This is a genomic window from Haloferax sp. Atlit-109R (assembly GCF_003665865.1).
In the GTDB taxonomy this organism is placed as follows: Archaea; Halobacteriota; Halobacteria; order Halobacteriales; family Haloferacaceae; genus Haloferax; species Haloferax volcanii.
Genome location: NZ_QPLO01000002.1, coordinates 829,289 through 851,973, shown reverse-complemented (window position 1 = coordinate 851,973; position 22,685 = coordinate 829,289). Strand labels below are relative to the sequence as shown.

At 54.6% G+C, this 22,685-nt stretch carries 21 protein-coding genes and 4 pseudogenes; 9 read left to right on the top strand and 16 right to left on the bottom strand.

The genetic code is table 11. From position 1 onward, the window contains the following. Window positions 1–195: 195 nt before the first annotated feature. A pseudogene (locus DVK03_RS12865) lies at window positions 196–540 on the bottom strand (zinc ribbon domain-containing protein); the annotation flags it as partial. On the opposite strand from DVK03_RS12865, the gene DVK03_RS12860 reads away from it, so the two are divergent. Then, window positions 538–789 carry a hypothetical protein gene (locus tag DVK03_RS12860; RefSeq protein WP_233564213.1) on the top strand — a complete coding sequence of 84 codons (252 nt, stop codon included), beginning with the start codon at window positions 538–540 and terminating at the stop codon, window positions 787–789. The pseudogene DVK03_RS12865 and the gene DVK03_RS12860 sit on opposite strands and share 3 nt — an antisense overlap. A gap of 239 nt (window positions 790–1,028) precedes the next feature. On the opposite strand, the gene DVK03_RS20250 is transcribed toward DVK03_RS12860, so the two are convergent. Next, window positions 1,029–1,217, bottom strand: a complete 189-nt coding sequence (locus DVK03_RS20250; protein WP_233509310.1) for a hypothetical protein — start codon at window positions 1,215–1,217, stop codon at window positions 1,029–1,031. Window positions 1,218–1,626: 409 nt separating this feature from the next. On the opposite strand from DVK03_RS20250, the pseudogene DVK03_RS12850 reads away from it, so the two are divergent. Continuing rightward, window positions 1,627–2,410, top strand: a pseudogene (locus tag DVK03_RS12850) (NAD-dependent epimerase/dehydratase family protein); the annotation flags it as partial. A 185-nt stretch (window positions 2,411–2,595) separates the two neighbouring features. Further along, window positions 2,596–3,846 carry an RNA-guided endonuclease TnpB family protein gene (locus DVK03_RS12845; protein ID WP_115803138.1) on the top strand — a complete coding sequence of 417 codons (1,251 nt, stop codon included), beginning with the start codon at window positions 2,596–2,598 and terminating at the stop codon, window positions 3,844–3,846. Here DVK03_RS12845 and DVK03_RS12840 read toward each other — a convergent pair. Continuing rightward, window positions 3,832–4,257 (bottom strand): putative toxin-antitoxin system toxin component, PIN family, encoded by a 426-nt coding sequence (locus DVK03_RS12840; protein WP_004062839.1) that lies wholly within the window; start codon window positions 4,255–4,257, stop codon window positions 3,832–3,834. The genes DVK03_RS12845 and DVK03_RS12840 overlap by 15 nt on opposite strands. After that, window positions 4,254–4,514: an AbrB/MazE/SpoVT family DNA-binding domain-containing protein gene (locus DVK03_RS12835; RefSeq protein WP_004062838.1), complete on the bottom strand. Its 261-nt coding sequence runs from the start codon at window positions 4,512–4,514 to the stop codon at window positions 4,254–4,256. Before DVK03_RS12835 ends, DVK03_RS12840 begins: the two co-directional genes overlap by 4 nt. 95 nt (window positions 4,515–4,609) lie before the next feature. Here DVK03_RS12835 and DVK03_RS12830 point away from each other — a divergent pair. Then, window positions 4,610–4,729, top strand: a pseudogene (locus tag DVK03_RS12830) (UDP-glucose 4-epimerase); the annotation flags it as partial. Between the two features lie 201 nt (window positions 4,730–4,930). On the opposite strand, the gene DVK03_RS20090 reads toward DVK03_RS12830, so the two are convergent. From DVK03_RS20090 to DVK03_RS12810, 4 genes are all read right to left on the bottom strand, one after another. Then, entirely contained in the window at window positions 4,931–5,104 is a 174-nt protein-coding gene (locus tag DVK03_RS20090; protein WP_158547224.1) for a transcriptional regulator, read from the bottom strand. A 194-nt stretch (window positions 5,105–5,298) separates the two neighbouring features. Further along, window positions 5,299–5,712 (bottom strand): hypothetical protein, encoded by a 414-nt coding sequence (locus DVK03_RS12820; protein ID WP_004062836.1) that lies wholly within the window; start codon window positions 5,710–5,712, stop codon window positions 5,299–5,301. A 569-nt stretch (window positions 5,713–6,281) separates the two neighbouring features. Then, window positions 6,282–6,674 carry a putative toxin-antitoxin system toxin component, PIN family gene (locus DVK03_RS12815; protein ID WP_004062835.1) on the bottom strand — a complete coding sequence of 131 codons (393 nt, stop codon included), beginning with the start codon at window positions 6,672–6,674 and terminating at the stop codon, window positions 6,282–6,284. Between the two features lie 486 nt (window positions 6,675–7,160). After that, the gene (locus tag DVK03_RS12810) at window positions 7,161–7,811 is read right to left on the bottom strand and encodes a hypothetical protein (RefSeq protein WP_115803137.1); all 651 of its coding nucleotides are present in this window, start codon (window positions 7,809–7,811) and stop codon (window positions 7,161–7,163) included. Window positions 7,812–8,107: 296 nt separating this feature from the next. On the opposite strand from DVK03_RS12810, the gene DVK03_RS12805 reads away from it, so the two are divergent. Beyond that, window positions 8,108–8,335: a MarR family transcriptional regulator gene (locus tag DVK03_RS12805; protein ID WP_115803330.1), complete on the top strand. Its 228-nt coding sequence runs from the start codon at window positions 8,108–8,110 to the stop codon at window positions 8,333–8,335. Window positions 8,336–8,771: 436 nt separating this feature from the next. Further along, window positions 8,772–9,080 (top strand): hypothetical protein, encoded by a 309-nt coding sequence (locus DVK03_RS12795; RefSeq protein WP_115803133.1) that lies wholly within the window; start codon window positions 8,772–8,774, stop codon window positions 9,078–9,080. Window positions 9,081–9,409: 329 nt separating this feature from the next. Here DVK03_RS12795 and DVK03_RS12785 read toward each other — a convergent pair whose 3' ends face one another. Beyond that, on the bottom strand, window positions 9,410–10,087 hold the full coding sequence (locus tag DVK03_RS12785; RefSeq protein WP_115803129.1) for a cyclase family protein: 678 nt from the start codon (window positions 10,085–10,087) through the stop codon (window positions 9,410–9,412). Between the two features lie 1,687 nt (window positions 10,088–11,774). Between DVK03_RS12785 and DVK03_RS12780 the strand changes: the two genes are divergently transcribed. Then, on the top strand, window positions 11,775–13,004 hold the full coding sequence (locus DVK03_RS12780) for an orc1/cdc6 family replication initiation protein (RefSeq protein WP_049896250.1): 1,230 nt from the start codon (window positions 11,775–11,777) through the stop codon (window positions 13,002–13,004). 619 nt (window positions 13,005–13,623) lie between these two features. On the opposite strand, the pseudogene DVK03_RS12775 reads toward DVK03_RS12780, so the two are convergent. After that, a pseudogene (locus DVK03_RS12775) lies at window positions 13,624–14,196 on the bottom strand (glycosyltransferase); the annotation flags it as partial. A gap of 42 nt (window positions 14,197–14,238) precedes the next feature. On the opposite strand from DVK03_RS12775, the gene glmM reads away from it, so the two are divergent. After that, window positions 14,239–15,564 (top strand): phosphoglucosamine mutase, encoded by a 1,326-nt coding sequence (gene glmM / locus DVK03_RS12770; protein WP_115803128.1) that lies wholly within the window; start codon window positions 14,239–14,241, stop codon window positions 15,562–15,564. Window positions 15,565–15,692: 128 nt separating this feature from the next. Beyond that, window positions 15,693–15,866 carry a hypothetical protein gene (locus tag DVK03_RS19830; RefSeq protein ID WP_158545160.1) on the top strand — a complete coding sequence of 58 codons (174 nt, stop codon included), beginning with the start codon at window positions 15,693–15,695 and terminating at the stop codon, window positions 15,864–15,866. Here the strand turns inward: DVK03_RS19830 and glmU are convergent. The 6 genes from glmU to DVK03_RS12740 all read right to left on the bottom strand — a co-directional run bounded on the left by glmU (window position 15,863) and on the right by DVK03_RS12740 (window position 22,645). Next, window positions 15,863–17,059, bottom strand: a complete 1,197-nt coding sequence (gene glmU / locus DVK03_RS12765) for a bifunctional sugar-1-phosphate nucleotidylyltransferase/acetyltransferase (protein ID WP_115803127.1) — start codon at window positions 17,057–17,059, stop codon at window positions 15,863–15,865. The genes DVK03_RS19830 and glmU overlap by 4 nt on opposite strands. A gap of 133 nt (window positions 17,060–17,192) precedes the next feature. Next, complete coding sequence (locus tag DVK03_RS12760; protein WP_115803126.1) at window positions 17,193–17,684, bottom strand: metal-dependent hydrolase; 492 nt, start codon at window positions 17,682–17,684, stop codon at window positions 17,193–17,195. After that, window positions 17,677–18,186 carry a hypothetical protein gene (locus DVK03_RS12755; protein WP_115803125.1) on the bottom strand — a complete coding sequence of 170 codons (510 nt, stop codon included), beginning with the start codon at window positions 18,184–18,186 and terminating at the stop codon, window positions 17,677–17,679. The genes DVK03_RS12760 and DVK03_RS12755 overlap by 8 nt, the downstream gene beginning before the upstream one ends. Before the next feature lie 68 nt (window positions 18,187–18,254). After that, the gene (gene glmS, locus DVK03_RS12750) at window positions 18,255–20,054 is read right to left on the bottom strand and encodes a glutamine--fructose-6-phosphate transaminase (isomerizing) (RefSeq protein WP_115803124.1); all 1,800 of its coding nucleotides are present in this window, start codon (window positions 20,052–20,054) and stop codon (window positions 18,255–18,257) included. 196 nt (window positions 20,055–20,250) lie between these two features. Beyond that, entirely contained in the window at window positions 20,251–21,414 is a 1,164-nt protein-coding gene (locus tag DVK03_RS12745) for a sugar phosphate nucleotidyltransferase (RefSeq protein WP_115803123.1), read from the bottom strand. A 115-nt stretch (window positions 21,415–21,529) separates the two neighbouring features. Next, on the bottom strand, window positions 21,530–22,645 hold the full coding sequence (locus DVK03_RS12740) for a sulfatase-like hydrolase/transferase (protein WP_115803122.1): 1,116 nt from the start codon (window positions 22,643–22,645) through the stop codon (window positions 21,530–21,532). Window positions 22,646–22,685 lie beyond the last annotated feature (40 nt).

The window sequence follows — 22,685 nt, the reverse complement described above, 5'->3', positions numbered from 1 at the left end:
ACAAAGACCACCCTCCAATGTGTTCCGTGTTCTGTCTCTTTATGTCCTCTCTCACACCGGTTTGCAAGTGTTCTCGTCACGTCGTGGGAAGTCGAAGGCATTCGACTACGACGGTGTCACGGAGGGGGACCCACACCGTGATCGAAGTAAGCTCCCACGCCCCGAAGAGCGTGGCATTCAGCGTGGACTCCCGTTCTAACTGCTGAGAGCAGTAGGCGAATATTCGCCATTCACGTTCAACATCCCGCTGTTCAAGCGCACGCCTACGGGTGCGCCTCCACGTCCAGACTTTTGCTGGTCGCGGAGATACTTCAAGCCGATATTCTTCGCCGCGTTGTAATCTGCGTGAACATCGTATCCACACTTCAGACAACCAACTTCGTCTTGACCGTTGGTGTGTGGCCGGTTATCCTCGTGGGTGAACCCACACTTTGAGCAACGTTGGCTCGTGTACGTTGGATTAATCTGCTTCACCACAAGTCCTGCAGACTCGGCTTTGTACGTGACGTACTCGAACAAGCGGTGGAACGCCCACCTGTGCTTACGACCGTGTACGCGCTGCTGCTCGGTGTGACCTACGAACTCACTCGGAATCTTGTGCTCGTGGGCTTGTTCCACGGAACGTTCGACCTCAACCCGCTGTTCGTCGTCAGCGAGACGGGTGCGCCAGTCGAGGACCTGACGCTCCTCGTCTTGCCGGTGGCACTCGTCGTCTTCTGGGGCTATCGACGGTGGGCCAAGACACAGCGGCCGACCGACTTCAAACCACAGACGACCGTCGTCGAGTGAACAGGCAGTCGTTCTGAACGCACATCAGTTGTCGACGACGTTTTCGATGATGACTGAGACATCGGTTGTACCGACTTACTCAAACCGGTCTTAAGCTGATTTAGATAGTGGCGCGATCTGGGCCACTTAGTCAAATTTGGAGCGAGTTTACTGGGTCTGGATGACGCCATCGGTACCGAGGGCCTCTGCCTTCTCGACCACTTCGCTCACGTGTCTGTGAGATACGGCAGCTCGTACTGTCATTCAAATTCATCGCCCCACGAGTACCGAGACGTCGTCGTATCGAGGCCGATTTTCGCACCGACGACGAGTGTTGGGTCTGGTTCGCTCTCGCTGTACCCCTGCGTGTCGAACACGTCGTTGAACGCGTCGCTCCGAACCCACGACAGCCACGTTGTTTCAGCATTTTCTCCAAAGAGTGCAAGCACTCGGTCATCGACCAGCCACTCGACCGCCTGCTCGGCGTCAGTGTCCGTCTCATCGGGGAGAACGAGCAGGTCGGCTGTGGGATTCGCTCACCGTCTCGATGTCTGCAGGGATTGAGAGGTCCAGTCCATCGGCGACGTACACCGGCGTCACGTCGAGCCGCTCGTAGGTCGGCCGCTCTGCGTCCGAAGCGTCCGTTGGGAGGGCCGAACACCAAGCGAGAGAACTGAGAGCGACAATGCCGCACGCATGGAGGGTGTTCCGGCGGGTGTAGTGTTACATGGAACCGAGTCAGTCGGCGGGACTGGAAAAGTATCTATGAGATAATTAGTTCCAATTGGTTCCAGCTGGTAAACCGTGGTCGTCTCTCGTCTGGTGAACGATTACCACCCGCTGTCTGGGTCACACAGTTCTGTGGAGTTCCACGACATGAGTGTGCTCGACGACGACCTCCCGACCGAGGGCGTCGACGTGGTGTTCCACCTCGCGGCGCTGTCGTCGTACAAGATGCACGAGGAGAACCCGACGAAGGGCGCTCGCGCGTGAACATCGAAGGCTTCGTCAATACAGTCGAGCAGGCGCGAAAGGACGGCTGTGATACCGTCGTGTACGCGACGACCTCTTCGATTTACGGGTCGCGGACGGAACCGTCGCCCGAGGATATGCCGGTCGAGTCGCGGACGGGCTACGAAGCGTCGAAACTCGGCCGTGAGCGCTACGCGGAGTACTTCCACCATCACTATGACATGCAGCTCGCGGGGATGCGTTTCTTCTCGGTGTACCAGGGCTTCGGTGGCGCAGAGGAACACAAAGGCGAGTTCGCGAATACGGTCGCGCAGTTCACCGACAAAATCGCCAACGGCGAGTCGCCGGAGCTGTTCGGCGACGGCTCGCAGACGCGTGACTTCACCCACGTGGATGATATCGTTCGGGGGTCGAACTCGCCGCAGAGGAGCGTCTGCAGGGCATCTACAATCTCGGGACTGCCGAGAGCTACTCGTTCAACGAGATGGTCGAGATGATCAACGAGGTGCTCGGGACAGATGTGGAGCCTGAGTACGTGGAGAATCCGTTCGAGGTGTACGTCCACGACACGAAAGCCGACTACTCGAAGATGCACGAGGCGACCGGGTGGGAGCCCGAGGTTTCGTTCGAGGAGGGTGTCGAGCGGGTTTGTGAGCCGTATCTCGACTGACGACGACACTCGCGGTTGTGTTTCAACCGGGCGTTTTGGTTCACAGAGATGCAAGGAGGAAGCCCACGGCTTCAGCCGTGGGAGGAATCCGACAAACCACTCCACCAACCACGAGCAATAGCAGTCTGACTCCCCCACACCGGTCGTAGAAATTATAAAACACCACTCCGTATGTGAAGTTACAGATGGAGGTTAAGCGAACCGTTCCGGTCAAACTCTCGGTTCCCGACGACCGAGTGGACGACCTCCATCAGACCATCGAGCAGTTCAACCACGCCTGCAACTACACCGTCCAGAACGGTAGGAACGACGACGGCTACCTCATCCTCAACAAGTCGAAGATACACGACGAAGTGTACCACGACTTGCGAGACGAGACAGACCTCCCCGCGAACCTCTGTATTCGGGCGTACTCGAAAGCCGTCGAAGCGATGAAGTCCACCGTTGCCGACTGGAAGAAGGGCAACAGCCGACCACTCCCGCGATTCAACGAGCCGTCCGCCGTCTACGACAAACGGACGTTGACCATCAAAGACAGGTCGGCCACCCTCTCCACCATCAACGGCAGAGTCGCCGTTGAGTATGTACTCGGGGACTACCAGAAGTCCTACCTCGATGATGACGACTACGAGAGGCGGATGGGGACGCTCCACTACCGCGAAGACGACGACGCGTTCTACCTCCATATCGTCATCAAGAAAGAGGTAGAAGAACGCGACGGTGACAAGATACTGGGCGTGGACTTGAACCTGAAGAACGTCGCCGTGACCAGCACGGGGTCGTTCTACGATGGTGGCGAACTGTTATGGGGTCAGAACCACTACTTCCGCGTGCGTCGAAGCCTTCAGCACAAAGGCACTCGCTCCGCCAAGCAGGCACTCCGGCAATTGTCGGGGCGAGAAAACCGCTTCGTGCTGAACCGCCTGCACACGATTTCTCGACGCATCGTGGAGGAAGCCGACGTCCACGGCTGCTCGTACATCGCCGTCGAACGCCTGACCCATATCCGCGAGCGGATGAACAACGGGAACGACCAAGTGAAGCGTCAGATGCACAACTGGGCGTTCCGCGAACTCCAAGAGATGCTCGCGTACAAGGCCGCCGAGTACGGTATCCGCGTTGAGGATATACCGCCCGCGTTTACGAGTCAAACCTGTTCTCGGTGCGGGCATCAGTCCAGCACGAACCGTAACTCGGACGGTTGGTTCGAGTGTAACGACTGTGGGTACTCGGTTGACGGTGACTACAACGCGAGCAAGAACATCGGTTTCAAGTTGCTAACTTTACCATCGGGCAAACGTCCCGATGGGTTGGGCGACGGTCATCTCGCCCTCAAGTCTGGGACGCTGAACGGGAACGGCGAGTACACCGCCTACTCCACGTCGGAGGCAGACCGGGAGTCCACGGACAAGCCCACGACTTCAGTCGTGGGTTGATGACGCTTCGAGGTGTTCGTAGAACGTGCGTGGGTCAACAATCGAAATCCCTCTGAACGAATCGAGTGTCAGAAGGTGGTTATCACCTGAGACGACGTAGTCGACGTTTCCAGCGACAGCAGCCTCGAGAAATTTGTCGTCGTCTGGATCGTCTGCAACTGCACGAATCTCTTCTTGGGGGTCAACAAACTCGGCAAAGTACCGGATGGTTTCGACTTCTTGTTGTACCTCGTCTTCATTTAGGTGAAATCGGTCTGGGTACTTGAGGAGCGTCTCTCGGAACTCGGTGAGTGTGTCAACCGAAACGACGAGTTCGTATTCGCCTTCGAATCCTTTGACAACGATGTCGTGAGGAACGCCGGTCGCGATAACGCTCGAAATCAGAACGTTCGTATCGAGGACGGCCTTCATTCGTCAGTTCGGGCATCATGTACGAGTTGGTTGATCTCGTCCATCGAGAGTTCGTCTTCGCTGGCACGCTTTTCAACACGCCGCTGGAACTCCGTGACTGACGGCAACTCGATTTTCTTCAGTACGAGTCCAAAGTCGGTCGGAACGACCATCAGTTTCGTCCCCTTTTCGAGACCGAACTGCTTGCGGAGACGGCTTGGAATCGTGATCTGTCCTTTCGACGTTACCGTGGTCACCTCGGGATCATCTGTGCTCATGTTGGGGCCTACGTAAGAATTCCTTACCCAGTAGGGTGAACCTTTCGGTCGTGTTGGAGCGCCGAGTCAATTCCGTGTCGGTGGTTCCTTCCGTCGAAGTGTCCGTCCACGACACGAAGGCCGACTACTCGAAGATACACGAGGCGACAGGGTGGGAGCCCGAGGTTTCGTTCGAAGAAGGTGTCGAGCGGGTTTGTGAGCCGTATCTCGACTGACGAAGGGGTTCGGTGGTTCGGCTGGGGGGTTTTGCGTTTGATTTTCGAGGTGGTCAAAGACGGTTCATCTGGGAGTCAGTTTCCAAGAAACCGGTTCAGTTCGGTAAATTCGTTGGGTGAGAGATTGACCTCAGATCATCAATCGTCAACACAGTATTCACACCTTGGTCGATCGCTACCCGAGCATACGGTCCACCAGCGTCACTTATCGCAGTGTTTCTCCGCACCCTTTCGAACCGCATCTCTGTGCTTCTGGGCAATTGGGTCGGCCTTTTCGATACGCGGCGTCGTCTCTTCTCGCTTTGAAGACGTTTCCTCAATAAGTTGCTCCATGCGGGCGAGAATTTCTTTGGGGTCGTCTTCCGAGTCAACCATGGCTATACTCCTACAAAGAGTGGGAATGAGTATATCCGATTTGGTCAGTCGACCTCGTTCATCCCTAAGCAATACGTCTACAGAAAACACGCGGGTATGCGATCGCACTATGTATCAACGCAGAGTGCCTCGGGCTTGTCCCTGTGGTACTTCACTATGGCGTCTTGACGCGTGACTTTGGCTATGCACACGGCCTACTTTCTGACCCCACGTCGGTCCGTGGAGTATGCATACAAATAGGTACACACGAGAATCGCCGCGCCAAGGCCGACCATATTCTGCAGCAGGTCTGTGACCGTCACGACGAACATGAGCGAGAACACGCCGTAACACGCCAGCCCGCCAAAGAGACACATCGTGAATCGCTTTCGAACCCAGTACAGTTCGTGTTCGCGTTTCTGTGGGAGGCCATCAACCACCGGCCAGTACGACCCTGCGACAAAGCCGACGGCGATTGCACACACGAACAGTAACAACAGCGTTTGTCCACTCCAATGCAGGAGTTCACTCGGCGTCCAGTGGGTGACGGCACTCACGACGAGGATTGACGCACTTCCGACCGTTGGAGATGCGATGGAGGCAATCCCAGCACCCTGGCAGGCGGCCATGAATCGAGTCAGCGGGTCTGGACGAGTGGGACCGTACGATTCGACCGACATCGTGAGCGGGTCCACTCGCGGCTCGTAGTTGGCTATTACGGCAGGCAGTCGTCGTTGCCAGAGAATGGCCAATCAATACTACTCGGCTCTGTTGAAATCCTCAGCTACTAACAGCTTGCAGCGGCCGTGCTGAATACAGCGCGCGAGTCGGTCACTTGACCTTGCTGGTCTCGATGGTATGTATAGTGAAGACGACACCAACGCTGGCTAGTTCTAAGGTCATAGCGCCTAGCTCAGAACTGAGCGCAACGTCAACAACGTGCGGTAAGTAGTCGAGCATTTTGATGAGTACCCCCTGAGATAACCTTCGGCCGAGGTAGTGGTAATAATTCTTCTGAATTGACCAATCATTGTACAGACATTGATCAGACTGTCCCGTTCAGGGTTCCTACCCAAGGGTTGTTCCACCACTGAGGGAGTCAAATAAACGATACCGGTTGCTGAACTCACCCTCTAAGTTCAGCACGCGATATCTGACAACAGTGATAGAGGTAGAAATAGGAATTCGTCCGTACAGCTCAATCGATTAGTTCTTCGGGTGCAACACCACCGTGATCAAGCAGCTCTCCGTCGAAGGTAACCATGGTCGCATCAACGTCGTTCGCTAATGCGAGCAGCACACAATCCATTGTATAGAGGAGATTGTCTCGCTGTAATTCGTATGCTGCAATTTGGTCGCTGATTTCGGGCGCGTAAATATCTACGCTACTGTAGATATCCGATAACACCGCCTCGACTCGGTCTTGCTCAACGCGCTTTTTCTTCGTCATCACTGACCGAATCTCCATGAGATTTAGAATAGAGGTACAGAACTCGTGGTCTTCGTTGAGTAACTGTGTCGCAATCTCACCGCGACCAGGTTCATCAGTCAAACTAGCGATGAAGACGTTTGTATCGACGAAGACCTTCATTCTCTCTTTCGTTCATCACGTACTGCTTCGACCGAGTCAACGTCTACGTCCGCAAGTCGGCCCGAAAGCAGATCTCCGAGTCGTGGCCGAGGTTGGTCGTCGTCCGACGACTCATCAGTCCAATTCGGTGGTGTTGCGTAGCTACCCATTATCGGTAATTGCAGACGTGCGTGTAAATCGCTTTCTCTGTCTGAGAACTCGTTCCACCAGTCACATCAAGACTGACATCCATCTGCTGAACTCACCCTCTGTCTGTGTCACACAGGTTCTATCAGGTTCTACGGCATTCAACAGATCCTACTAATCACACCTGTTGTGATTTGTCTCGATGGACTCACCACCACAAACTCGTTTTATTCACTCACACTACCGTTGTCCACAGAGGAGCTTTCTTCAGTGCCGCTGCTAGAACGAGCGTCTGTACCCGCGGTGGGTGTCGACGACCTGTGGCGTGCGTCCGACTATCGATCGTTGATCACACGGTCGCTAGCGCCACCTCATCACAACGTCCGTGATCCCACTTCCACCCGCGGACGCAGATGACGTCTCCGCGAGTTCCGAGACAGCGCGTTCGGTGAAGATGACGCGTTTGGTCCCGCGGCGTTTCACGATCTTCACGCCCTCTTTGCCGAGGTCATCCAGAAAGTCCATCACACGACTGACGGTTTGGGTGTGTGGTGTTTGGCCTTCCTTTGCATGGAGGACGGTACGAATCGTACTCGAGTCAAGTGCGAAGCCTGCGGGGACGTTCGTGGCGTACTCTCTGATGTCCTTGGCGATGAAGCGAGCGCGTTCTTGGTTGGCAGTGAGTTTCGAGAGCGCTTGAGAGGGGAGCCGGATGAGTTGTTGGAGGGGGGAGCGACGTGTGTTGGACTCGTCGGTTGGGGTGTCAGCGGATTCCACGGCGTAGAGGCGCTGTTGGAGATGCTTGCGGTGGTCAGATGCGGCGTCGAGTTTGGCTTCGAGGTCGTCGGCACGGGTTTCGTATTGGGTGAGGGCTTCGCGTTGGGACGCGATTGTCTGTGCCTGGGCTTCGACTGTCTCTTCGAGTTGTTGGGTGTCGGTTTCGAGAGCGTCGACGCGCTCTTCGAGTTCGTCGATCCGGGCGGCGAGGTCCTCGATGGAGGACTTGGTCATTCGTGGCCCTCCGTACGGGGTGGCTGTGCGACGAGACCTTTTTGCGTGGGTGGTGTGTTCGGAGACATGCGGTTTGGCTTGAACTGACCGCACCGGATCCGTGTCTTCAGCACGGGTCCTTTCTGAGAGGACTTAGAAATCCGATGAGTCGTTAGATTACTGCACGCAACCGATCTACTTCAATCTGTTTACTAACAAGTAAACAATTAATACGTATTAGTGTATATCGTATCATATACCGGTTCGATTAACACGATAGTGTTGATTGATTCCGTATGCGCAAACGGGGGGATTGGATGAAACCGACCGACGACCAGATTCTTGAGATACTGGGCGATTCTGGTCTTGTACTCTCACCGAGTATAATTGCGTTCAATGCCGGATTCACTCGAACACACGTGAATAATCGGTTGTCAGAATTCGCAGACAAGGGGCTTGTGGATAGAGTTGAGAGAGGGAAATACGAAATCAGCGAAACCGGCCTCGGCTATCTTTCTGGAGACGTCGACGCAACCGAGTTGTAATAACTGGTCTCTCCTCACTTGTCTCGCGGATCACTCACGAATTCGAAGAGCCGAGTTGATTCGTGGACCAGTTTCACGTGTCCACGAGCCTCAAGCACTTCGAGGCGATTATACACACTGTTGCGTGAGTAGCCAGTCTCGTCGACAAGATACCCCTTCGTCGCGATTCCCCACGGACTCTCGCCATCACGTCCTCGCTTGAGTACGTCGAGAATTGCTTTGTCCGTGCCAGTGAGATTTGAGGCGCTCATAGTGCTACTAAACTATCATATGCTATAAAGCATGGTATTACAAATATGCAGTTTGACTGGGCATTATGCATAGTATTAAGTCGGTGAAGATCATAGTTGTAACTGAGAAGCACCGGTTCGTCTTTCGCAGAAAGGCCACGTGCTAGAACACGTGACCGGGTGGCTTCTCAGTCCAGAGTAAGCCAATGTCAACTACGCACACCGCGACACAAGAGCGTACCGTATCGCTAGCCGACCAACTCATCGACGCCCTCGCACGCTCGTTCACCCTTGGTATCGACACCGAGGGATTCACACACCACTACTTCCGTCCTGCCGACGCCGTCGTCGTCTTCGATGGTCGGACCCTCGATCACTACGAACCACTTAGTGGCCGGCCGCTTTGCGAGTGGAAGGTGTTCGTCTCCCAGAAGCGTGGGTGGGATTCGATGGGCCAACTTGCACACCTCGGGCTCCGAGTAGATACCGAGCGTAAGGAGACTCCCCGCGCATGAGTGCCCACGAAGAGCTACAGATGCATCTCGCCCAAGCACTGACGCGAACGACCGAACCCGACGTGCAAGCGCATCTGCACGCCGCGTTGGAATTCTGCCAGGAGTTACCGACGACGCTCGTGGCGTGTTCTGCGTGTGGCACGGTGGGGCTGCCAGAGCGGATTCAGGTTCACGACTGTCGACATCGATAAACCGAGTCTCAAGCACTCTCCGAGCAACTGATATTTCAACGCCCAACTACCAACTTCTTGGGTATTATTTATATATGGTATATCTGGGCTGGATCTGTTGGTATCTGGTTCTTCAGACGGGGTGTCTTTCCCAGCCGATCAGTCGAGTTCTGCGAATACACGAATCGGCATTGCAGCCGTCTGTGATGCCTTAATTGGGACCGCAAACAACCGGAAGGACTCTCCGTGGAGTGCGTCCAATCCGGTCAGATTCTCTACGATGAAGATCTCCTCGTCGAGCAAGCGCGAATGAGCAGGCCGTGACGGATTGCGGTGGTCATCGGCATTGATCGTATCAACACCGACCAGACCCACGTTTTCGTCGATGAGTCTGTCGATCAGTGCATCTGAAATATACGGATACGACCGATACTGCTCTGTATCCCAGTGCTCATCCCACCCGAAATTGAACAAGACTGCTCGGTTTGTGAGCTCTCGATCGCTGGGTACCACCTCAACACCGAGTTCCTCATACGGTTCTAGTCCCCTGGCGTCGACGACACCCGGTAACACGAGTTCGTCAATATCCAGATCACCAATGTCACGACCGCTTGGGTAGCGATGATACGGCGAGTCCAAGTACGTGCCAATCGAGGTTTGAAACCTGATCTCTGTGATCTCGAATGCAGACTCTCCATCGTAGAATGATTCGGATTCGTCGTGGGTGAAGAACGGCTCAATCTCTGCGGTATACTCAGTGACTGTTCCGTCTTCGGTTTCCATACGAAAGCCCGGCATCCCATCTTCGAACGAATGGCTGAGATCGACAAAGCTCATAGACCCACGAACGAGCGTCTCGAAGTAAATGGTAGAGGTTTGAACAGACGCTAGCGAGTACGTACAACGGGTTTTGGTCGGTGACGCTCTTCTAGGGAATACCAGCGAGACACAAGCCTCCGATACTACAGTTGTCGTCCTGCTCAGCGGCTGAATGCGTGGAACAAAACACATCCAATCATTGTCTTGTACCCCTCCTTCCCAAAATCCAGAATAGGACAGCCCACCAATAGAATAAATGGTATTGAAACTGATCATTACTGATTTTAGCAGGCTATAATTCATTTTTTGATCCTCAGGGAAGACCCCTCGTGATGGACTATCGAGTACCGAAAACTTCGGAGCTGGTGTACCGGACATATGGTTGTTATACCTTCTGGCCCCGCTGTTGTCCACAATACTCTGTGACGTGGACGGTCGAGTTGCCCGCTCAGCACGTCTGGCTAGTCAGCGACGCTGTCCCAATCGTACTTCTCGGAGTACTGTTCGACGACTCGATCACAACAATGCGACAGACACAATCTCTAACTAAATGGACGTTCGACACCGCTAGTAGTGTTCTCAGTCCCCCCACTGTGGTCCGGCGTGTCCCTCCAAACACCTCCGTTTCCCGTCGGTGTGCGTGAAACGCATGTGACCGGGCTCGTGGTGCTCATCGGGCTCATCTTCGGCGGGATGTATCTGTACACTCGCTGGCGTCAGTATCTTCGGTAGACACAGCGACGGACCGCGTCGCACCCTCCCGACGAACAATACCACCGTCGAACTGACGGCCGAGTCAGAGAGTACAGTTCGTACGCTCTCCTCTCTGCTGCCTCGCGCTTTCAACGACGAACGAACGCAGGCGAACTGTACTCTCTCCCGTCTCACTTCGGCCATCGCGTTCCGAGTGAGTGAGTACACTTCGTATGCTTTCCTCAATATGAAGCGTTCTACGAGGGGGGAGGGTGCGGAGCTTTGAATGTATCGCGTTGTACAGGTCACCGCAGATGCGATGACGACATGACGGTTCCTCGGGGAGTACCGTTTCGAGTGTATCTCCACGACTTCGAGTGTATCTGATCTCGTGTCCTTCGCATCGGCCTCGGAGTCTCTGTTGCCGATTTCGTGTGTACCACTTCCTGAGACGCATCTAAACAGATGAAGTCGTGGGGGTCAGACTTTCGTCCCGGATTCTCAGAACGATTTCTTTGCAGTCTATTTCCTTCGTCTCCGGTATACGAACTGGTTCAGTTTACAGTTTGGTTGTCACCCCCCCATCGCTTCATGTGTTCTTGTGGTTCGTCTCTATCCACAGCAGCGCTGCACTACCACCGGGATCTCCGTCTCGAACTGGCTTCGACTCGAAGATATTGGCATCTTGAACCCCTGTATGGCTGCTAAACAGATGAAGTGGTGGGGGTAGAACGATTACCAACTCCTCTCGGCTACCTGAACAGCCATGACCAACAATGTTGGAGACTCTCCCACCCCACCACTTCATCTGTTCTGATTATCTGCACTGTTTCTGTGTGGTTTGGGGCTCAATAGTTCGGGTGGTCGCTGGCTCTTAACCATCATTGTCAGTCGTAGACAGATCACACAGCATAGAACAGATGAAGCCACGGGGTTCTTCACTTATATATTCGGAGAACAGATGAAACAGATGAATCGGTGGATATATGTGGTATACAGGTCTGCAACACGTATGGGATCCTTCGAGTTCTCACAATCAAATCAGATCTTCAAAAATCGGGATGTGCTACGTGAGGATTATACCCCCGAAGAACTCGTTGGCCGGGATGAAGAACTGAGTGAGTATCACTCCGCTCTCCAGCCGGTAATCAACAACGAACTCCCGTCGAACATCTTTCTGTACGGCAAGTCTGGTGTCGGGAAAACAGCCGCAACACGATTCTTACTGGATCGGCTCCAAGACGCCGCTCGATCGATTCACGACCTCGACTTGCACGCGGTACGGATCAACTGTGACGGACTCAACACGAGCTATCAAGTCGCCGTAACGATCATTAACCGTCTGCGTAGTCCGGAAAATCAGATTCCCATGACCGGCTATCCACAGTCGAAGGTGTACCAGTTCCTGTGGGAAGAACTCGATCAGTACGGGACCATACTCATCATCCTCGACGAGGTCGACCACGTCAACGACGACTCACTTCTGTATCAGATTCCGCGCGCACGAGACAACGGTTACGTCACGTCAGCGAAGATTGGGCTGATCGGTATTTCGAACGATCTGTCGTACCGAGAAGGGCTTTCGGCAAAGGTCCAATCGAGTCTGTGCGAAAAAGAGGTCTATTTCCCACCGTACGATGCGGGAGAACTCCGTAAAGTGCTCGAACAACGAACCCAAGTCGCCTTCCGTGATGACGCTCTCTCGGAGGACGTCATCCCGCTTTGTGCCGCCTATGGTGCGAAGGATTCGGGTGACGCTCGACAGGCGATTAATCTCCTGTTGGAGGCGGGGGATATCGCACGGAACGAGAACGCACCACAGGTAACGAAACCGCACGTCGACCAAGCCAAACGAAAGCTCGAATCCGACCAAATCACGACTGGGGTGTCGAAGCTCACAGAGCACGCCCGACTGACGCTGTACGCACTTACGACGTTCGCCGCAGACGGTGAGACTCCAGTCACTTCACCGACAATCCGCGAACGCTACCTCGCACTCTGCAGTTCGAGTGGCATCGACCCGCTTTCACATCGGCAGATGCAAAGTCATCTCTCCGAGCTGAAGATGATGGGTGTCATTACGGGCAAAGAGCGGAATCTGGGTCGTCGCGGCGGAAAGAAGGTGCTGTACGGACTCAACTACGACCTTGGGTTAATTACGGAAACCCTCGCCGACACGATCGATGAAATCGGCGTCCACCGCTCGATTCAATCGTTCGCCAAGAACTGCTCGGAGCAGTAACCCACAGAACAGATGAAGTGACGGGGTGCGGGTGGTCATGGCTCTGTTCTGTCTCTCGAAAAAACAGATGAAGTGGTGGCGTGCCCCGGTCCTCAACTGCCGTCTCACGCGATGTCTGCCTTCCTACCCGAAACCGGTGTTTGGTCGTCTCGTCTCGCGCCGCGAGGGTTGCGTGCAGACCGTCAGGACCCAGTCCCGAAACCGGTGTCTGTTCGGCTCGTCTGCTTCTGCGATCGACGCCTGACTCCCATAGCCCCCGAATGCGATGTCCACACGGATGTTTCTGACTCGGAAGCACGCGAAATGCCCACTCTGTATCAGATCGTCTCAGTCTCTCAGTGGATTCTATCTGCTGCTGAAAGACAGTACATCTTGTGTCCCTTTCCCGACTGCATTGGCTTCGATTGGTCGACGAGTCACCCCATGCCGATATCGAAAGAACAGATGAAGTCATGGGGGGAGGGAGGACCGGATCGGCCCGTTCTGTGTGGCTCATTTGACGGCGCGGTTACGGTGATACGACGGACACAATCAACTAACTAAATCGATGCTCGCACCGCTATTCGTGTCTCGCACTCTCCCCCCGTGGTCTGGCGTGTCGCTCGGTCCCCAACGAACATCACCACCGACCGTCGATAGCGCGCTCGTACGCCTTCTCCGCTTGGTCGGCAACGCTGTCCCAATCGTACCGCTCGGCGCGTTTCGTCGGTTCGGTCGGCGGCGTCTCGCCCGCGAGCGCTCGGGCTAACGACTCAGTGACTGAATCGACAGTCGGCTCAGCGAGATAGCCCGCGTCACCGATGACCTCACTCGCCGCGGATTCGGGGTGTTGAACGCCGATAACCGTACAGTCGGCGGCCATCGCCTCGGCGTAGGTGATGCCGAACCCCTCTCTCGTACTCGGCGATGCGAACACGTCCGCGGCGCGCATCTGGCCCAACACGTCTTCGTACTCGTCGAGGAATCCCAGCAGACTCACCCGGTCGGCGTGGTCCAACTCACTCGCCTGTCGTTCGAGACGGTCGGCCTCTGGCCCGTCGCCGACGACGCCTAGCGTCACGTCGTCGTAGTCGTCGGCCACGCGGTCGAACGCGTCGAGGAGGATAGAGACGTTCTTGTCGGCAATGAGTCGCCCGGCGAACAGCACGTCGAACGAATCACTATCGTCAAGGAGCGGTGCGTTTCGAATACGTCGAGACGAAGCGTTCATTGCGAAATGTGTGAATCTGTCTGTATGTTCGGAACGAGTGGGGTTCGGGGTCGATTCGGAGACACCATCACTCCTGAGTTCGCCGCATCGCTCGGACACGCACTTGCCGCCTGTAACTACGGCCGCATTGTCATCGGTCGCGACGCACGGACAACGAGCCCGTTATTAGCAGACGCCGCGAGTTCGGCACTTCGTGGGGCAGGCGTCGATGTCATCCGCGCTGGCCGCGTCGCAACACCGACGCTTGCGCGCGGTGTGTCGGTGACTGACGCCGACGCGGGCCTGATGGTCACCGCCTCACACAATCCACCGGCAGATAACGGATTCAAACTCTGGTCGCCGTCGGGACAAGCATTCAACGAATCACGGCGTGACGCGGTTGAGGGCGCACTCGAAGCGGGTGACGAGATTACTGCGTCGTGGGATTCCGTCGGTAACGAAACGACCGCACCAGACCTCACCAGCTCTCACGTCAACAACCTATGTGACGCGGTCGATATCGATGGCGACGTCTCCGTTGTCGTCGACATCGGAAACGGGATGGGTGGGACAACTGTCGACGCCCTTCTGGAGATGGGCTGTGATGTCCAGACGCTTAATGCAACGCCAGACGGCCGGTTCCCCGGTCGACCGAGCGAACCGACAGCGGAGACGTGTTCGACCCTCTGTTCCGTTGTTGAGGCAACTGATGCAGACCTTGGAATCGCCCACGATGGCGACGCAGATCGAATGATGGCAGTCGACGAAACGGGGTCGTTCGTCGAGGGTGACGAACTCCTTGCGCTCTTTGGCCGTGAAGTAGTTGCTGACGGCGAGCGTGTCGCTGCCCCACTGAATACGAGTCTCCTCGTCGACGACATGCTTGCGTCACAGGGTGCATCACTCACGCGGACGAAAGTTGGGGATGTGTTTGTCGCCGAAGCAACACAAGATGATGGCGTTGTCTTTGGCGGCGAACCGAGTGGTGCGTGGATCTGGCCCGACGAAACGCTTTGCCCAGACGGCCCGCTTGCGGCGTGCAAACTCGTCGAACTCGTTGAACAGCATGGCTCGCTTGCAACCCAACGCTCCGAACTTTCCTCGTATCCGCTTCGTCGGACAAGCCTCGAAGTCGACAATAAGCGGGACATCATGGATGCCGTTCGCTCGTTACTGCTCGAACAGTACGAGACGACAGCGGTCTCTACGCTCGACGGCGTCCGTGTCGAGCATGACGATGGGTGGTTCCTGATCCGCGCGAGCGGTACGCAGCCATTGATTCGGCTGACTGCCGAGGCACGAGCTGATGAGCAAGCTGATGCGTTACTCGAGACTGCGCGTGGCGTCGTTGAGGGAGCCGAAGATCGGTAGCCCGTTCCCACCCTATCGCTTCGCTCAGCTCGTTATTCTTGGTCTCGTGACTGTTTTCAATTGAATCATTGCATATGCAAGTGTAATTCCTAGTAACGGTTATCTATCGGACCTTCGTACCGAGCGCTATGGAACGCGACGATTTCGAAGACACTCAGGAATCAGAGACTGATGACGAACGTACGATCGAAGACGAAGTTGGCGAGCTGTCAGTTGAAACGACCGAGAAAGTCATTCACGTGAGTTATATCAGCGAGGCCGAAGCCCGTTGTGGGCTGTGGGGCAACGAGCGCTGGCGCTAATCCAATTTCTCTTCTAACACAACTCCTCCAGGGGTAGTTCGAACACCACTAGCGAGTTTAGCGCCTGCATTCAAACTCGTTTGAATCCCAGTTTTCACATCGTCACCGCAGACGACACCGAACTTTCGGCGACCAGTCGACGTTGTTTCTCCTTTGACCTGGACACTCACGGGCTCGTCGTCATGGCGAAGGTTCGCAACCGTCGTACTCGCACCGAAGTTCACGTCACGACCGAGAATGCTATCACCAACATACGAGAGATGGCCCACAGTCGCCCCGTCCATGAGGATACTGTTCTTGACTTCGACACTGTGACCGACTGTTGCGTCGCGAGCGATGAGCGTGTGCCCACGGACGTATGCGTTCGGGCCAACTGTTGCACCCTCGCGGATGAGCGCTGGCCCCTCGATTACGACGCCCGCATCGATGGTCGCTCCGTCCTCGACGATGACGTTTCCGCGAATATTGGCATCCTCATGTACTTCCCCGTCGAGCGAGCGACTGACTTCCTCGAGTTTCCATTCGTTTGCTTCGAGGAGTTCCCACGGGCGACCGACGTCTAACCAACGCTCGAATGGCACCGCAGAGACGGTCGTTTCAGTACACGCACGTTCGAGTACGTCCGTCAGCTCAAGTTCGCCGCGTTCACTTTCACCGACTTCGAGCCATGCCTGCGCCGCAGTTGGGAACACGTACGCCCCCGTGTTAATGAGGTTCGATGGTGGGTCTGCCGGCTTTTCGATGACGCCTGTTGCGCGGGTATCGTCCTCGTCTGTGTAGAGGACGCCATACTGCGTGGGATCATCGACTCGATACGACCCGACTGCGGGTGCGTTTTCGAAGAGCTGTGTGAGCGAGGCTTCGTCGTAGAGGGCATCCCCATTCAGGACGGCAAACGGCCCGTCGTCGAGCTGTTGCTCTGCAGCGCGGACTGCATCTGCAGTCCCACGTTGTTCGGACTGGACTGCGTAGTCGACGGGAACGCCAGCGTACTCGTCTCCGAAGTACTCACGTACCGCTTCAGCTTCGTAGCCGACGACGATGATGAGACGGCTTGCGCCTGCGTTGACGGCTGTCGTTGCAGTATGGGCCGCGAGTGGCTTGTCGACGACGGGAAGCATCGGCTTGGCACGATGCTCAGTTAGCGGGCGCATCCGCGTTCCCTGGCCGGCAGCAAGGAGGATTGTCTGCATGGGTAGTACTCTGAAAGTCAAACGAAAATAGTTGTGACTCTCTGTAGATGGTCGGTGACGACGGGATCGGTCACGACAAATACTGAACCAGACGACAGCCGCAGACGGAGATTCGTTGCGACGCAACAGGGTCTTAGGTGGGTTCTCGGCGTTTATCGACGCTCCAAACGACGGCTGCAACAATGCTCAACACGATTGCAGGCCAGATATCGGTGCTCAGGTAGAGTCCAGGGGTTGGCGGGTAAACACGAGAGAGTGGCCATAGAAGTGGGTAGGACAACCCAGTCGGCTTGCGTAGAAGCGCATCTGCGAGGAGGTGCGAACTCGCACCAAGGCTTAGCAGTAACCCAACACGACGGCGCTCGTGCTGGCTGACGAGGATCACCCCAATCAGTACAGAACAAACTGCGGCGCCGAGAGTGTGGAGACCGAACCAGTCGAACGGCATTCCAATGAGTTGCTCAACCCGTGCACTTGGGATGACGAGTGCTGCTTTCGCCATATCGGGGATGAATGCACCAGCCATCGCTGCCGTCACGTAAGGGCGAGTAATCCAGTCGTATCGCCACGACGCAACTGTCGCGAGACTGTAAGCGATGAGCGCGTGTGAAAGCAGATCAGGCATCGTCGCCTCGCGTCACGGAGTTTTCATCGTCGGGGACGAGTGACCAAGTATTCCGATCGAATCGCCAAGTTCGGACAATTCGAGTGAGGACCCAGAGGCCGCCACCAAATGAAACGAGGTACATGTAGAGGTACTGCTCTCCCGGAACGGCGTACGCGTGTTCAATAATGACCGTCTGGTCAGGTTTCGCCGTCCCGAAGAGTGTAACGTGATCTCCCTGGGTCGCTTCGAGCTGTGTGTTTTCGTCTACAACACGGAGTTCGATAACCTCGTCAACACCGTACTCAACGGCAATGGTCAGCGGGTCCGTCTCGACGACAATCCCACCAACGACGACCGACTCGTCAAGGTACGCGTCATAGTTCGTCCCAAGTTCATGACCTCCCGGATATGCACCGACTGCAGGATTCGGTGCAAGTGAGCCGAACCAAATCAGTAACCCACCGAGACACACGACCAATACGATGATACCAGCGACCCGCTGACCCGGTGTGGAGGGCATTAGCAGAGGCTACACAAAGCGAGACATAAGATGCATCGAAAGAGAAACGCGGATTCGTAGTCCGGGAGCTACTCCACAGTCACCGACTTCGCCAAGTTCCGCGGCTTGTCGATGGGACGACCCATCTCGTTGGCGACGTGATACGCAAACAGTTGGAGCGCGACGTTCGCAACAAGTGGTTCGAGTCGACCTAGCTCGGGAATATCGATCGTGTGCTTGCAGAATGACTCCTCAGCACCGTCGGTCGATAGGCCGATGACGGGCGCCCCCCGAGACTCGACTTCTTTGACGTTATTTCGCGTCTCCTCGGGTGAGGCACTCTGGTTCAAGAATGCAAGGACAGGCGTGTTCTCCGTAACGAGTGCGAGGGGGCCGTGTTTCAGTTCACCAGCAGCGAAGCCCTCTGCATGGGCGTACGAGATCTCTTTGAGCTTCAGGGCGCTCTCGAGTGCGACCGGCTGCGCAAGTCCGCGGCCGATGAAGAAGAATGCCTCACTATCGCTGTACTGTTCGGCCAAGCGCTGAATCTGCGGTTCTTCATCGAGAATCGTCTGGACAGCACTCGGGAGTTGCCGAATGTTTTCGAGGATGTCCGCACCTTCACCGGCGGAAATCGTCCCTCGAAGCCGACCGAGGTACGTTGCGAACAGCGCAAGCGCGGTTACCTGCGAGACGAACGTCTTCGTCGCTGCAACCCCAATCTCCGGGCCAGCCTTGATGAACAGCGAGTCGTCAACCTCACGGGTAATCGTACTACCGACGGTGTTGGTCACTGCAAACGTCGTCATCCCCGGTGCCTTTGCACGCCGAATCGCCGAGAGCGTGTCTGCTGTTTCACCGGACTGCGTGACCGCGAGGACAAGCGTATTCTGGGTGTCGTGACCATCGTAGACCTCGTACTCACTCGCGAGGTCGACGCGAACGGAAATGTCGACGAGCAGTTCGATCAGTTCCTTTGCGTAAAGGCCAGCGTGGTACGACGTTCCGCATGCGACGATGTGGATTTCATCGATCGACTGGAGGAAGTCGTCGTCGAGGTCGATGTTGAGTGATGCGTTGCCAGCGAGATCATCGACACGACCTGAAATTGCTTGCCGGAGTGCAGTCGGTTGCTCGTGAATCTCCTTGTGCATGTAGTGGTCGTGGCCAGCCTTTCCAGCGGCAGACGCGTCCCAGTCGACGGTCTGGATCTCACGTGTGACACGCTCGCCATCATTGAAAATCTCAATCCCGTCGTCGTAAAGGTGGGCTACGTCGCCGTCCTCGAGGAACGACACCTGACGAGTGTACTCAACGAAGGCGGTGACGTCACTCCCGAGGTACATCCCTTCGTCACCGTGTCCGATGACGAGCGGACTGTCTTGGCGTGCTGCGACGATTCCTTCGTGGTCGGCGTGCGTTGCGGCAATCGCGAAGCTGCCTTCGAGACGGTCAAGCGCTCGCATCACCGCTGCACGAAGATCCGCACCATCAGCGATTGCCTCTTCGATGAGGTGTGGAATGATTTCTGTATCGGTTTCACTCTCGAAGATGTGGCCACCGAGTTCTTCTTTGAGTTCGTGGTAGTTGGAGATGATCCCGTTGTGGACGACTGCGATATCCCCACTACAATCGGTATGTGGGTGGGCATTTTCGTCAGTTGGCTCGCCGTGAGTCGACCAACGAGTATGCCCGATGCCGTGTGTTGCGTCTGCGTTCGACGGGATAGTTAGCCCATCAATCGTCCCCTCTTGTTTGTGGACGGTGACGTCGTCACCAATGAGGGCAATCCCCGCGGAGTCGTAGCCACGGTATTCTAGGTTCTTCAATCCTGCAGAGAGAACTGATGCGCTCTCGTTGTCGCCGATGTAGCCGGTGATTCCGCACATTGTGGACGTATTCTCCCCTTTGGTGCTGACCTAGCTAGCGAGAGCCTACCCGCTAGTAGTTCACTCACCAAATCGGTTGATACCATCACTTCAGAATGAGACTATTTAGTGTTATTGGAGCGACTAATTCGAACCTGAATATACATCTAGGTGATACAAGGTGAGGGGTAAACAGCCATATGTCTGTTTCACCCGATTACCCTCGGAAGACGTGTGCGTTCTCTGGAATACGGCCAGTTAGTGTCGAGCCGCTCTCTACAGAGACGTTGTTTCCGATAACCGTCCCCGGTTCGATTGTCACGTTTCCAGCGGTCTCAACGTTGTCGCCGACGAGCCCTCCGAATTTCACATCGGTATACAGTTCGTCATCGACGCGGACATCAGTTCGACCGCCTTCGATCGAATTCAGCGGGCCGATCGTTGTTCCGGAACCAATAATGCAGTCAGAGATGACTGATCCGGGGTTGACGACCGCGTCTTCAAGGATGATTGCATTCGTAACGACGGCGTTCGCGCCAATCGTAACGTTGTCCCCGATCACGACGTCTCGGAAGATTCGTGCCCCGGGCTGTACACGAGAGTGCTCACCGATGACGACAGGGTCTCCGAGCGTTGCATCGGAACTGATGTCTGCGGATTGTGAGACTGAAGAGTCAGTTCCTGCGAGGACGCCGCTATTCACGGTGAGTAGGTCCCATGGCCGTGATAGTTCGAGCCACATTCCATCATACGTGACGGCATCAAGTGGGTGTTCATGAACGTAATCACGAAGTGTATCGGTTAATTTAAGTCCGCCATACTGGTCGGTCTGTCTGATTGCCGCGAAAATTTCAGGCCCGAATACGTACACGCCAGCATTGACGAGGTTTGAGCTGACTTCGTGTGCCTCGGGCTTTTCACGTAGAGATGTCACCTGACCGTTTTCAATGGTTACCGTCCCGTATTTCGTTGGGTCTTCAACTTCGGTAATTGCGATACAAGCGTGGTCTGTTGTTTGATGCTGCTCAAGAAGTTCAGTAATCAGTCGTGGCTCTACAATTCGATCGCCATTGATGACAATACAGTCATCACCAACAGTATGTTCGGCTTTGAGTAGCGCATCGCCGGTCCCTCGTGGCGTGTCCTGCGCGACGTACTCTATGGTAACGTCCCGGTCGGTGCCGTTTTGGAAGTGATTCTGAATCCGCTCCTGTCGATGACCTACAACCAGTACGATGTCATCGATTCCTGCAGTTGCGAGCGCATCGACGATATGTTCGAGAAGCGGTTTGTCGCCGATTGGGAGCATTGACTTCGGCCGCGTCTGTGTGAGCGGGTGCAGTCTCGTTCCTACCCCTGCTGTGAGAATGATTGCCTTCATTACTAGGTGTCTCTTGCCGTTTGTATTCTATTTTGGTGATTCATTATGACAAGATACTCGCTGAGAATATTCTGACTACCAAATCAATGGAATTTCAGAGTAATAATAAGTAATCTCAGATGTACCCTAAATCACGAAGTTGGTCTTCACTTGTCAAATCTAGCTCTCTCGTAGTGACTGGCTCTGACTTTTCAACAATCTTCTCGTGATATGCTTTCGCCTCATCATCTCCAAAATTAGGATTGCCCCAAACACGGAATTCACCAATCGCCGCTTTCACAGAGGTATGTAATAGTTCAACTGGATGCTCCCGATTCAGAATAGCATATGGACTTCTTACTAAATGATGAATCCACCATCCAACTGAAAAGATAATAGAGTTATCATTGAAGACGTACCCACCATCGCAATCCCAAACACTACTCTCACCAAACTTTGATTGGGTGAAAGATAGTCTATCAAAAGAAATATTATTTTGTATTATATCGTCTCCCAGGTATTCTCTTGGCAATTCATAATCAAAAATGTTGGCAATAGTCGGGAATAAATCTATGTGTGTCATCCCATCTCTAGGAGTATCCACGCAGTCGTTGTGTATATAAGTTGGCACATAAACCAACTCAGGTGTTGTTGTTGATCCGTGGCCCACTAATCCGTGTTCTCCAAGAATTTCACCATGGTCTGAAGTCAATATCACGAGTGTATCATCTAATATCCCTCTATCATCAAGTATCTCTATTCTTTTCTTAAACTTATTAATTGAATTCAAAGCACCATCATAATAATCGCGTTGAATATTGCCTTTATTCGAGACAGAGTAGTCACGAACGGAGCCGACGTAATCATCCTCAGCATGATTATAGGGTGCATGAGGAATGAGGCAGCGTTCCATGTAGATAAACGGGGGCTCAATACTCTCAAGAGGTACTTCATTGACCTCTGTCTCAGTTCCAAGAACTTTACCAAGTTGTTTTCCTTGGTTGACAAATGATGTATTTTCAACCATGTCAAAAATAGTTGGCATATCTTCTGTTAATTTGTGATCAAATGAATTGACAGAGTGAACTGGTCCTGGTTGACCAGTGATTATTGACGCAAATGATGGTGGACTCCAAGTTCCAGAAGCTATTGTCTTCACAATCTCTTGATCAAGACACCTTTGCACTGCGTCGTACCTCAGCGAATCTGAGACAAATAGTAGTACGTTGTCGAAAGAATGTCCTGACTCCATGGTCCGCTCAAGGAGTCAATATCGTAAAATAATACCGGTC